An 11,965-nucleotide genomic window follows, 5' to 3' on the forward strand; every position below is an offset into this window, starting at 1 on the left:
AACGCGCGGCTCGCTCCGCTCAGGAGCGCGACCGGCCTCGGCCCCCCTGAACTCCCGGCCCCGAGCCTCAACCCCGGAATCCCCGAGCCCCGCGGCACCGACGGTGCCGCGGGGCTCCTCGCTGTGCGGCTCTGCGGCTGTGCGGTGGTTCGCCCTGTGCGGACGTCAGGCCAAGAACATCCTGTGAACGCTCTGCGTCAGGATTCGACTCCGCTCCGCAATCGAGACAGGATTGGTCTTGACCAAGCGGGGGCGTCGTCCTACTCTCGCAGAGTTAGTGCAGGAACCTTTAATAAACAAGGGCACAGAAAAGCCGCCGGGGATACGGCGATTGCGGAGGATCAGGGTGGGGACCACGCAGCTGGAATCGGTGCCGGAGCCGAAGTACTGGCACCTCAAGACCGTTCTCACTGACGCGCTGGACTCGGAATTCGCGGTGGGGGAGATCCTGCCGAACGAGCGTGAACTGGCCGCCCGCTTCGGCGTCGCGCGTGCCACGCTGCGTCAGGCGCTGGAGCAGCTGGAGCTCGAAGGCCGTCTGCAGCGACGCCGGGGCGTGGGCACCACCGTTGCCCCGCCGCGCGTCGGTGTCGATGTGTCGACTTCGCAGCAGACCTGGCCCGGTGCGTCGGACGACGCCTGGCAGCCCGTCGAGTGCGGCAGCGCGGTGCCGTCGGCGGCTGTGGCCCGGCTGCTCGACGCGAACGGCGAGGAGCCGGTGCACACCGTCCGCAGGATCCGTGTGACGCACGGTCAGTCCGTCGCCGCGGAGCTGCTGTACGTTCCGGCGGGGTCGGTGCCCGGCCTGTCCGCCATAGACGCCCCGTCGGGCCCGGCACGCGCGCGCGCCGTTCTGCGTGAACTGCAGCACCTGGACCTCGATGGCCAGGACCGCGCCGTCGAACTCGGGTCGGCCCGCGCCGACGACGCCAAGGAACTCGACCGGCTGCCCGGCGCTCCCGTGCTCGTCGTCACTACCCGGTACATCACCGGCGGCAGGACGGTCGCGGCATCGGTGGCCACCTACCGGGCGGATACCTGCCGGCTCACCTTCGGGGACTCCGGCGATCTGGAGATCAGCGACGAGCTGCCCGGCGGCAAGAAGGCCTCCTGATCCGGGCGCCCCGCGGGGCGCCCGGCCTGACGACCCCCGCCGCTGTGGTCAGCGGCGGGCCGTCACTGTCCCCTCCACAGCGAAGAGCTGCTCCTCCACATGGTCGAGGGCCAGCCGCAGTGCACCGGTCGCCACGGCGGCCTCACCGAGGAGCGACAGCGCCACCCTGGGCGGACGCAGGCAGTAGCGCGCCAACTCGCCGCGCAGTGGCTCCAGTACCCCGTCGAGCCCCGCCGCCCAGCCGCCGATCACCACTAGTTCCGGGTCGAGAGCCAGAACCAGCGCGGCCACGTCGTGGACCAGCCGCTGAATGAAGCGCTCCACCGCGGCCGTGGCCCGGGAGTCACCCTCCCTGGCGTGTGCGAAGACCTCGGCCACGGCTCGTTCGTCCAGCGGGTGCAGCGGCTCGTCCGTCGTGGAGAGCAGTTTCTCCGGGGTCACCCCGCGGCCCAGCAGATGCAGCGCGCCGATCTCACCGGCCGCGCCGCCGAACCCGCGGTGCAGCCGGCCACCGATCAGCGACCCGGCCCCCGGGCTCAGTCCTGCGAGTACGAAGACGATGTCGTCGGAATCGGTCGCCGTGCCTTTCCAGTGCTCGGCCACAGCTGCCGCGTTGGCATCGTTCTCGACGAGGACGGGGCAACGGAACGACCGCCGCAGCCTCTCGCCCAAGGCGAGCCCGGTCCACTGGGGGAGCGCGGTGCCCAGCCGGACGGTTCCGTCAGCCTCAACGATGCCGGGGCTGCCGACTCCGACGGCGCGCAGTGTGCTGCGCGCGACCCCCGCCCGGCGCAGGACGTCGGCCACCGTGCTCCGTACCCGCTCCAGCCGCTCGTCCGCGGGCGCCGTCTCCGACACCACGCGGGAACCGGAGCCGATGATCTGCCCGTCCAGGCCGGAGACCATCGCGGCGACCCGGTGCGGCCCGATCTCGATGCCGAGCAGATGCCCGGCCTCCGCCCGGAACCGGAATCGTCGCGCCGGACGCCCCTGGCGCCGGGTCTCGCCCCCCTCGTCGGGAGCGTCCTCGACAACGAGCCCGGCGGACATGAGGCCTTCGATCACGCCCTCGACCGTCGGCCTGGAAAGGCCGGTGATGCGGGTGAGATCCGTCAGGGTCGGGAACACCTCGCCGCGCAGTGCGTGCAGCACCACGGAGGAGTTGATCCGTCGCAGCAACGAGGGATCCCCGCCGGTCAGCTGCCCCAACGTCTGTCCTCCCAGCTCAGCTCATGCGCGTGTGTGCCGGATGGTACCGGGTGACCGGTCGGGCGGCGAGTGGGTGCCGGGGTGTTGGCGGTCAGGCGGGCGCGACGAACCCCGACTCGTACGCGGCGATCACCGCCTGTGTGCGGTCGCGGGCACCCAGTTTCGCCAGCACGGCGCTGACGTGGGACTTCACCGTCTCGGTGCCTACGATCAGCTGACCGGCGATCTCCGCGTTCGTCAGGCCGCGTGCCATCAGCCGGAGCACCGCGGCCTCCCGTTCGGTGAGGGCCGCGCGGTCCAGCGCCTTACGCGCCGCGTTGTTGCCGTACTCCGCGGCCAGCGAACGGACCGCTGCCGGGAACAGCAGCGACTCGCCCTCGGCGATGAGCCGCACCGCATGGACGATCTCGGCCGGCCGCGCCCGCTTCAGCAGAAATCCGTCCGCACCTGCACGCAGCGCCCGGTAGACGTACTCGTCGTTCTCGAAGGTGGTGACCACGAGGATCTTCGGCGGCTGCCGTACGGTCCGCAGGACCGCTCTGGTTGCTTCGATGCCGTCCAGCAGGGGCATTCGTACGTCCATGGCGATGACGTCAGGGCGCAGCTGCCGCACCAGCGGCACCACGGCCGCCCCGTCGGACGCCTCGCCGACCACCTGGATGTCTCCCTGGGTCTCGAGGACGGCGCGCAGGCCGGCCCGTACGAGCGGTTCGTCGTCCACGAGCAGCACAGAGATGGGCACCCGGTCAGCCTAGGCCGTCCAGCGGCAACCGCGCGTATACCCTCCAATCGCCTTCGTGCGGCCCGGCCTCCGCAGTCCCGCCGAGCAGGGCCGCCCGCTCCCGGATCCCGCGCAGTCCGCTTCCGCCCAGGGCCGCAGCCGCGGCGCCGTCCAGCGGATTGGTCACCTCCAGGCTGAGCTGCCCGGCGACGACAGCGATGCGTACCCGTACCGGAACGGGGCCCGAGTGACGCAGCACGTTGGTCAGTGCCTCCTGCAGCATGCGGTAGCCCTCGCGGGAGATCGGGCCGGGCACCAGCTCCACCGGTCCGCTCACTTCGGCATCCACCTTCGCACCCGAACTGCGTGCCGACTCCAGAAGCCGGTCCGCCTCGCTGAGCGAAGGGCGCTGCCCCAGCGGGGTGGGCGACTCGCGCAGAATGAGCAGCACCCGCTCCAGATCGTCCAGCGCCTCCCGCCCGGTCTCCTCGATGGCGGCCAGCGCATGGTCGGTGAAGGCCGGGTCGTTCGCGGCCCGTGCGGCCCCGGCCTGCACCACGGCCACAGTCAGGGCGTGCCCGATGGAGTCGTGCAGCTCCCTCGCGATGCGGTTGCGTTCGAGGAGCTGCTCCGTCCGCTCCTCCAGCTCGGTCAGCCGCTCCGCCTGCGAAGGGCCGAGCAGCCGACGGGCGGCTTGGGTGATCAGCAGGCCGGAGGTGACAACACACACCGGTATCGCCAGCAACGGCAGTGGTGCGAGGAATGAGAGCCACCAGGGCGCCGTATGCAGGAGCCGGATCCCCAGGAGGAGCAACTGCACGGGGGCGAGGGCGCCGAGAAGCCCGGAGGCAAGCCGTGCTTCGAGCCAGAGCACGGTACGCCAGCGGTCCGCCCAGGTCAGGGACGGGGCAACCAAGATGGAGGCGCGGGGCCGCCCGCGTTCATCAGGAGTCAGCAGCAACTGGGCCTGGACTGCCTCCTCCAGCCGTACCGCGGGGACCAGGCCCACCGGGATGACGAGGAACGCCGGTACGTAGAAGTGCTTCATGTCGATGAACAGCCACACGGCGACGAACGCGAGAGGGACGCAGACGTGCAGCCATCGCGTGTAGGTGACCGGGCGGAACAACGGCCGGATGAGGCGGTGCATGCCGTCATCGTCGCAGTCGGCCCGGCCCCTGCGGCTCCCCCGTGCGGGGGAGCCGATCCCCCCGGCAGGGGGAGGCCACCGACAGGGGTGGACGGGGAGGGTGGAGCCATGACCAGCATCGAAGTCCGTGAACTGAGCAAGGATTACGGAACGAACCGGGCGGTGGACCGGCTCTCGTTCACTGTGCGGCCCGGCCGGGTCACCGGATTCCTCGGACCGAACGGCGCGGGCAAGTCCACCACCATGCGGCTCCTTCTCGGGCTCGACCGGCCCACCGCCGGTGCTGCCACGATCGGCGGAGCGCGCTATGAATGTGCCGCGCGGCCGCTGAGGCTCGCCGGAGCGCTTCTCGACGCGAACGCGGCACACGGAGCGCGGACCGCCCGTGACCATCTGCGCGCCCTGGCCGCGAGCAATCGCATCAGGGAGCGCCGGGTGACCGAGGTACTTGAGGAAGCCGGCATCGCGAGCGTGGCGTCCCGCCGGATCAGGTCGTTCTCGCTGGGGATGAGGCAGCGACTGGGCATAGCCGCCGCGCTGCTAGGAGATCCACCCGTGCTGATGCTGGACGAACCGTCGAACGGACTGGACCCAGAGGGGATCATCTGGATACGGGAGCTGATGCGGCGGCTGGCGGCGGAAGGCAGAACCGTCCTGGTGTCCAGCCATCTCATGAAGGAGACGGCCTCGTTCGCAGACCACCTCGTCGTCCTGGGCCGGGGCAGGCTGCTCGCCGACACCCCGATGCAGGACTTCATCGACTCGCGTATCCGGCCACGGGTACGCCTGCGCAGCACCGAGGGGGAGCGGCTTCGTGACGCCCTGCTCGGCAAGGGCTTCACAGCGGTCGAAAGGGAGGGCAGCGTCTGGGTTGTCGAAGGCGCACGCGTCGAGGACATCGGGCCTGTCGCGGCTGAGGAGGGCATCACGGTTCTTGAACTGGCCACTGAAGAAGCCACGTTGGAGGAGGCATACCTCGACCTCACCGTGGACCAGACACAGTTCCGGTCTCTCCGTGTCCCTCTCGTCCCGGAGGTGTGAGTCATGACGTTCTCCGCTGTTCTCCGCTCGGAGTGGATCAAGATCCGTTCGGTGCGTGCAGTGGTCGGTTCGCTGCTGGCCGTCCTGCTGTCCACTGCTGCCTTCTCATTGCTCGGCAGCGCGACCATCGGCCATGAAGAGGCAGGCAGGCGAGACTTCGATCCGGTGCTCGCCTCGTTCTTCGGCCTCAACTTCGGTCAGATCGCGGCCATCTGCTTCGGTGCGACGGCTGTCACGAGTGAATACGGAAGCGGCGCCATCCGTGTCTCGCTCACGGCCGTACCGCGCAGAGGTCTGTTCTACGCTGCGAAACTCGCCGTCGTCGGCGCCCTCTCGTGTGTGGTCGGCCTGATCACCGGCCTTACCTGCTGGTTCGCCGGACAGGCTCTGATCGGTGGTCCGGGTATCGGAGCAGCCGATCCCACGGGGCTGCGTGCCGTGGTTGGCTGTGCCGCCTACCTGACGCTGGTCACGCTGTTCGCAGCAGGCCTGGCGACCGTGCTCCGGAGTGGTCCTGCCGTTATGGGGATCCTCATACCCTTCCTCCTTCTGGTGTCTTTCGTGATCGGCGACGTGAACCGGGGCGCGGGGTTTGCCGACTTCCTGCCGGACCGGGCCGGGCAGCAGGTCCTGCTCCAGCACCCCGCTGGTTCACTGGGACCGTGGAGCGGACTCGCTGTGACGGCGGGGTGGGTGGCTGTCGCGCTCGGTGCCGGCTGGACGGTGCTGCGGCGCCGTGATGCCTGACCGGCGGTGAACTGTCAGTGGAGGAGGGTTTACTGAAGGGATGACCACCGCTCAGTACGTCGCCACCATCGACCGGCTGCGGGCCCTGGCGTTCCCCGCGCGGCGCGGACGGCCGGACACCGGAACTGGGGGGTCCGGGTATCACCTGGTGGTATTGGGCGGCGGGGAGGTGTTCCCGGTCCATGGCGATGCCGGCGCCCCGGAGGCGGAGGGGGACCAGCTCGGGGCCGAGCACGAGGCCCTGGTGTCCGTGCTCGACGCACGGTGGGGTGAGGCGCAGATGTTCAGCCTGTGGAGCATGCTGACACGGCGTATGTCCGGGGAGGAGATACCGGACCCCTGGGGTGAGTTGTGTGCCATCGTGCCGTCCCTCTCCCTCTGGCGGGCGGAGGGCCGCTGGATCGCGGTCGGGGTGCAGGGCGAACAGGGCGAGGGGCCGGGGCTGATAGTCGTGGTGACCGACGTCGATCCCCCGTGACGGGCAGCGCGAACCGTCCGCGGTGAAGGGCAGTTCCAGCCGCGGCACTGCACCGGAACATGCGGGGCGCCCGGTGCGGGCGGCACTCCGGAACCGACGGCCCACGGCGCCGGCCGCCCCAGCCGGCGCCGTGGGCACCGAGTCCGCCGACGTCCGTTCGAGCTGGGCTACGCGCCGTCCCCGGCAGTGCTCTGCACGGCCGCACGGAGTCTGCCGTACTCCTCAGCCATGGTCTGCACGGTCCAGTGTGCGTTGAGGCCACTCGGGTTGGGCAGCGCCCAGACCCGGGTGGAGCCGATCGTCAGTGTCTGGGCGCCGATCTGCGCCTTGGGTTCACGGAAGGCCGTGCGGTAGGCGGTGACCCCCACGACGGCGAGCCACCGGGGCCTCAGCTTTTCCACCTTCGCTGTCAGGAGCCGTCCACCTTCCCGGTACTCCTCGGAGCTCAGTTCATCGGCGCGGGCCGACGCCCGTGCCACCACATTAGTGATGCCGAGGCCGAGGGCCGGCAGCTCGCCCTGTTCCGACGGGGCCAGCCTGCGGGGTGTGAACCCCGACAGATGCAGCACCGGCCAGAAGCGGTTGCCCGGACGGGCGAAGTGATGACCCGTCGCAGCTGTCATCAGGCCCGGGTTGATACCGCAGAACAGCACGCTCAGGCCCTCCGTGACCACATCGGGAACGATGCGGTCACGGGCGGCTTCCAGCTCTTCGGGTTTCACCGGCGGGTCAGAGGATCGAGCCGGGGGTGTAGGCGGCGGCCTCCGGGTGCTGCTTGGTGATTTCGTCGATCCGCGAGATCACCGCGGCCACCTGAGCTCCTGCGGCACCGGTGAACGACAGCTTGTCGGCCATCAGCGTGTCCAACTGCGCGCGGTCCAGGGGCATCCGCGCGTCGGCCGCCAGCTTGTCCAGGAGTTCATTGCGCTCGGCGCCCTGTTCGCGCATGGCGAGCGCGGAGGCGACCGCGTGCTCCTTGATGACCTCGTGCGCCGCCTCACGGCCGACGCCCGCCCGCACGGCGCCCATCAGTACCTTGGTGGTGGCCAGGAACGGCAGATACCGGTCCAGCTCACGGGCGACGACCGCGGGGAACGCGCCGAACTCGTCGAGCACCGTCAGGAAGGTCTCCAGCAGGCCGTCGAACGCGAAGAACGCGTCGGGCAGGGCGACACGGCGGACGACCGAGCACGAGACGTCGCCCTCATTCCACTGGTCACCGGCCAGCTCGCCCGTCATCGAGGCGTAACCGCGCAGGATCACCATGAGGCCGTTGACGCGTTCGCAGGAACGGGTGTTCATCTTGTGCGGCATCGCGGAGGACCCGACCTGCCCCGGCTTGAAGCCTTCCGTGACCAGCTCGTGGCCGGCCATCAGGCGGATCGTCTTCGCCAGGGACGACGGAGCGCCGGCCAGCTGCACCAGCGCGGTCACCACGTCGTAGTCGAGCGAGCGCGGATACACCTGACCGACCGATGTGAAGGCGTGCGCGAAACCGAGGTGACCGGCGATCCGCTGTTCGAGGTCGGCCAGTTTCGCCTCGTCCCCGCCCAGCAGGTCGAGCATGTCCTGGGCGGTCCCGACCGGTCCCTTGATCCCGCGCAGCGGGTAGCGCCCCAGCAGGTCCTCCAGCCGCCCGTATGCCACCAGCAGCTCGTCCGCGGTTGTGGCGAACCGCTTGCCGAGGGTCGTCGCCTGGGCGGCCACATTGTGCGAGCGTCCGGCCATCACCAGCTCGGCGTGCTCGCCGGCCAGCTTGCCCAGCCGGGCGAGCACGGCCACGGTCCGGTCCCGCGCCAGCTCCAGCGAGAGACGGATCTGGAGCTGCTCCACATTCTCCGTGAGGTCGCGCGACGTCATGCCCTTGTGGACCTGCTCGTGGCCCGCCAGAGCGTTGAACTCCTCGATGCGCGCCTTCACATCGTGCCGGGTGATCTTCTCGCGCTCGGCGATCGACGCCAGGTCCACCTGGTCGAGCACTCGCTCGTAGTCGGCGAGCGCGGATTCGGGCACCTCGATCCCGAGGTCCTTCTGGGCACGCAGCACGGCGAGCCAGAGCTGACGCTCCAGCTTCACCTTCTGCTCGGGGGACCAGAGGACGGCGAGCTCCGTGGAGGCGTAGCGGCCGGCCAGAACGTTGGGGATGCGAGGCTTTGCAGTCACATGACGTGAGTCTACTGGCGGTTTCTGCAGGCCGGTGCGCCGGTCCTCTTCGTAGGTTGCTACGGGGCCGCCACGTGGTCGCCGGGGCGTCTCCGAGGACACGCGGACCGGAATCCTGAATTCGAATATGAGTTCGGGTATTCTGTGCGGTATGGCTGTCCACCTGCAGAGTTCACTTTTCGACCAGGACGACGCAAGCGGTCTGCGCCCGCTGGCCGGGCTGCGCCGCAGGCACCTCGGCCGGGGTGCCTGGATCGACGTGCTGCCGCAGTGGCTCGCCGGAGCGGATGCCCTCTTCGACATGCTGGTCAGGGATGTCCCCTGGCACGCCGAACGACGTGTGATGTACGAGCGGGTGGTGGAGGTACCGAGGCTGCTGTCGTTCTTCGGCGACGGCGCCACCCTGCCGCACCCCGTGCTCGGTGAAGCCCGTGACGCGCTGGGCGCGCACTACGCGGAGGAACTCGCAGAGCCCTTCACCACGGCAGGACTGTGTTTCTACCGTGACGGGAGGGACGGCGTCGCCTGGCACGGGGACACCATCGGCCGGGGTGGCAGAGAGGACACGATGGTGGCGATCCTCTCGCTCGGCGCGCCCCGGAGCCTGGTGCTGCGGCCGCGCGGCGGAGGCAGCACAGTCCGCACACCCCTCGGTCACGGAGATCTCATCGTGATGGGCGGCAGCTGCCAGCGGACCTGGGAGCACGCGATTCTGAAGACCGCGCGACCGGTGGGGCCCCGCATCAGCGTGCAGTTCCGCCCGCACGGGGTGCGCTGAGCCCGCTGCCGGAGTGCCCCGCCCCCACGCCGCGGCGGGACGGTGCGTCGAAAACGGGTACGGATCGTCCACCGTCGTCCACCGGCCGGAGCCCCGCCATGCTGCTTGATGAACTCGCCGCCACCTCCCGCGCCGTCGGTTCGGAATCCGGCAGGAACGCGAAGACCGCCCTGCTGGCCGAGTACCTCAGGAGCCTCGGACCGGACGAGCTCCCCGCGGCGGTGGCGCTGCTCTCCGGTGAATCCCGGCGGATGCGGATCGGGGTGGGACCTGCGGCACTGCGCGACCTCCCGGAACCTGCGGCCGCCCCGTCGCTCGGTGTGCGGGAGACCCAGGACACTCTGGCCGCACTGGCTGCCGTGCACGGCCCCGGCTCGCAGCACGAGCGGCAGGCACTGCTGCAAGGGCTGTTCGCCAGGGCCACCGCTTCGGAGCAGTCGTTCCTTGCCGCTGTCCTCGTCGGCGAGCTGCGGCAGGGCGCGCTCGACGCCGTGGTCGCCGACGCGGTGGCGAAGGCCGCCGGAGTGGCGGCGGCGGACGTCCGGCGTGCGCTGATGTTCCGGGGGTCGGCCCGCGCCGTGGCGGCCGCCGCCCTGGCCGGCGGACAGGAAGCACTCAGGGCCTTCGGCCTGGAGCTGGGAAGGCCCGTGCGCCCGATGCTCGCTGCTGCGGCGCCCGATGTGGCCACCGCCCTGGAGCGGGTAGGGCCCGCCGCTCTGGAGTGGAAGCTGGACGGAATCCGCGTGCAGGTGCACCGGAACGGCGGGGAGGTGGCCGTCTTCACGCGGAGTCTCGACGACATCACCTCGCGGGTGCCCGAAGTGGTCGAGGCGGCGGCGCAGCTCCCCGTGCGATCCGCGGTGCTCGACGGAGAGGCCATCGCGGTGGGCCCGGACGAACGCCCGCTGCCCTTCCAGGTCACAGCGGCCCGCACCGCGTCCCGGCAGGATCCGGACCGTCTGCGTGCCGAGGTACCGCTGCGGGTTTACTTCTTCGACCTGCTGCACCGTGACGGCGCCGACCTCATCGACCTGCCCGCACGGTCCCGCTGGGAGGCCCTCGACGCGGTGGTGCCCGAGGATCTGCGTGTCCCGCGTGCGGTCACCGGCGACGCCGCCGAGGCGGGGCGGTTCTTCGCGGACGCCCTCGACCGGGGGCAGGAGGGTGTCGTCGTGAAGGACCCCGCCGCGCCCTACGCCGCGGGTCGCCGCGGGGCCGGGTGGATCAAGGTGAAACCCCGGCACACGCTGGACCTGGTGGTCACCGCTGCGGAGTGGGGGCACGGCAGGCGGCAGGGCGTGCTCAGCAATCTCCATCTGGCCGCTCGCGGGGAGGCGAAGGACCCGGGACCGTGGGTGATGCTCGGCAAGACCTTCAAGGGCCTCACCGATGAACTGCTGGCCTGGCAGACCCGCGCGCTGCTGGCGCGCGAGGTGAGCCGGGACGGGTATGTAGTGCGGGTCAGGCCCGAGCTGGTGGTCGAGGTGGCGTTCGACGGACTGCAGCGAAGCTCCCGCTACCCGGCCGGGCTCGCCCTGCGCTTCGCACGTGTTCTGCGCTACCGCGAGGACAAGAGTCCCGCCGAAGCCGACACGGTTTCCGCGGTCCGCGCCCTCGCCCCGGACACCCTGTGATCCGAGCGGGCGGCGGGTGCTCGCGCTGAGCGGGACACCCGGCCTACCGCACGTCGGGCACCCGGCCTACCGCACGTCGGGCGCGGACTCCAGCCGGCGCCATCCGGTCACAGGGCCGGGGGCGCTGTCGTCCGCGGGGGTGATCCAGAACGCCTTACCGGTCCTCGCGCAGAACTGGGCGCCGCTGCGCCCGTCACCCGATGAGCGCCCCGACAGCCGGCGCCCTATCCACGGGCCCAGGTGCTCGCGCGCGAACCGCAGGTCACTGCTCCGTCGCGTGGCCCAGCCGGCCAGCGTCGCGGGTGGCAGCGGGGCCTGCCAGTCGTCCTCGGCCGTCAGGCCCAGCGCCTGCCACACGGCCTCGGCCACCCGCCGGTGACCCTCGGCGGTCAGATGCAGCCGGTCCACGTCCCACAGCCGCTGGTCCCCGAGCACCGGAGCGCCGTAGAGGTCGACGACCAGCGCTCCGTGCCGGGCGGCCAGCTCGTCGATGAAGGTGAAGAGTTCCTCCATGCGCGGGCGGAACCGGTCCAGCACCGGTCCGTTACGTGCCGGACTGCGCATCAGTACCAGCTGCCCGCAGGCGGGAGCCAGCAGCCCGGCCGCCTCCTCGAGCCGCCCGCGCACCATCCCCATGTCGCACTTGGGGCGCAGGGTGTCGTTGAGCCCGCCGACCAGCGTCGCCACGCCGGGCCGGAGCTCTGCCGCCGCTTGCGCCTGCTCGTCGGCGATCTGGCCGATGAGCTTTCCGCGTACGGCGAGATTGGCGTACCGGAAACCGGGCGACCGTGCCGCGAGACGCGCTGCGAGAAGGTCGGCCCAGCCGCGGTACGACCCGTCCGGCAGGCCGTCCGACATTCCCTCGGTGAACGAGTCGCCGACCGCGACCAGACTTGTGTAGGAGGCATTCAGTTTCATCGCCGGGCGATC

The 11,965-nt window shown here is 70.7% G+C and carries 12 protein-coding genes; 6 read left to right on the forward strand and 6 right to left on the reverse strand.

The window, feature by feature from the left end; all coding sequences use genetic code 11:
* Positions 1 to 346: 346 nt before the first annotated feature.
* Positions 347 to 1,114: a GntR family transcriptional regulator gene (locus tag OG584_RS31160; protein ID WP_405782799.1), complete on the forward strand. Its 768-nt coding sequence runs from the start codon at positions 347 to 349 to the stop codon at positions 1,112 to 1,114.
* A gap of 48 nt (positions 1,115 to 1,162) precedes the next feature.
* Here the strand turns inward: OG584_RS31160 and OG584_RS31165 are convergent, their stop codons facing one another.
* From OG584_RS31165 to OG584_RS31175, 3 genes are all read right to left on the reverse strand, one after another.
* Positions 1,163 to 2,323: an ROK family protein gene (locus OG584_RS31165; protein WP_405782800.1), complete on the reverse strand. Its 1,161-nt coding sequence runs from the start codon at positions 2,321 to 2,323 to the stop codon at positions 1,163 to 1,165.
* Between the two features lie 91 nt (positions 2,324 to 2,414).
* Positions 2,415 to 3,065: a response regulator gene (locus OG584_RS31170; protein WP_405782801.1), complete on the reverse strand. Its 651-nt coding sequence runs from the start codon at positions 3,063 to 3,065 to the stop codon at positions 2,415 to 2,417.
* 4 nt (positions 3,066 to 3,069) lie between these two features.
* Positions 3,070 to 4,194 carry a sensor histidine kinase gene (locus OG584_RS31175; RefSeq protein WP_405782802.1) on the reverse strand — a complete coding sequence of 375 codons (1,125 nt, stop codon included), beginning with the start codon at positions 4,192 to 4,194 and terminating at the stop codon, positions 3,070 to 3,072.
* A gap of 108 nt (positions 4,195 to 4,302) precedes the next feature.
* Between OG584_RS31175 and OG584_RS31180 the strand changes: the two genes are divergently transcribed.
* Genes OG584_RS31180 through OG584_RS31190 form a run of 3 tightly spaced genes read left to right on the forward strand, consistent with a single transcriptional unit; the run spans position 4,303 to position 6,460 of the window.
* Positions 4,303 to 5,235: an ATP-binding cassette domain-containing protein gene (locus tag OG584_RS31180; protein WP_405782803.1), complete on the forward strand. Its 933-nt coding sequence runs from the start codon at positions 4,303 to 4,305 to the stop codon at positions 5,233 to 5,235.
* Between the two features lie 3 nt (positions 5,236 to 5,238).
* Positions 5,239 to 5,982, forward strand: coding sequence for an ABC transporter permease (locus OG584_RS31185; RefSeq protein WP_405782805.1), 744 nt, complete (start codon positions 5,239 to 5,241; stop codon positions 5,980 to 5,982).
* A gap of 40 nt (positions 5,983 to 6,022) precedes the next feature.
* On the forward strand, positions 6,023 to 6,460 hold the full coding sequence (locus tag OG584_RS31190) for a hypothetical protein (RefSeq protein WP_405782806.1): 438 nt from the start codon (positions 6,023 to 6,025) through the stop codon (positions 6,458 to 6,460).
* A gap of 167 nt (positions 6,461 to 6,627) precedes the next feature.
* Here the strand turns inward: OG584_RS31190 and mug are convergent, their stop codons facing one another.
* On the reverse strand, positions 6,628 to 7,182 hold the full coding sequence (gene mug / locus OG584_RS31195; RefSeq protein ID WP_405782807.1) for a G/U mismatch-specific DNA glycosylase: 555 nt from the start codon (positions 7,180 to 7,182) through the stop codon (positions 6,628 to 6,630).
* Between the two features lie 7 nt (positions 7,183 to 7,189).
* A complete protein-coding gene (gene purB / locus OG584_RS31200; protein WP_405782808.1) occupies positions 7,190 to 8,623 on the reverse strand; it encodes an adenylosuccinate lyase in 1,434 nt (477 codons plus the stop codon).
* 151 nt (positions 8,624 to 8,774) lie between these two features.
* Here purB and OG584_RS31205 point away from each other — a divergent pair, with 151 nt between their 5' ends.
* Positions 8,775 to 9,401 (forward strand): alpha-ketoglutarate-dependent dioxygenase AlkB, encoded by a 627-nt coding sequence (locus OG584_RS31205; RefSeq protein WP_405782810.1) that lies wholly within the window; start codon positions 8,775 to 8,777, stop codon positions 9,399 to 9,401.
* A 98-nt stretch (positions 9,402 to 9,499) separates the two neighbouring features.
* Positions 9,500 to 11,035 carry an ATP-dependent DNA ligase gene (locus OG584_RS31210; protein WP_405782811.1) on the forward strand — a complete coding sequence of 512 codons (1,536 nt, stop codon included), beginning with the start codon at positions 9,500 to 9,502 and terminating at the stop codon, positions 11,033 to 11,035.
* 66 nt (positions 11,036 to 11,101) lie between these two features.
* Here OG584_RS31210 and OG584_RS31215 read toward each other — a convergent pair whose 3' ends face one another.
* On the reverse strand, positions 11,102 to 11,953 hold the full coding sequence (locus OG584_RS31215; protein WP_405782813.1) for an SGNH/GDSL hydrolase family protein: 852 nt from the start codon (positions 11,951 to 11,953) through the stop codon (positions 11,102 to 11,104).
* Positions 11,954 to 11,965: the final 12 nt, after the last annotated feature.

This window comes from Streptomyces sp. NBC_00859, from assembly GCF_045161865.1.
Taxonomy (GTDB): domain Bacteria; phylum Actinomycetota; class Actinomycetes; order Streptomycetales; family Streptomycetaceae; genus Streptomyces.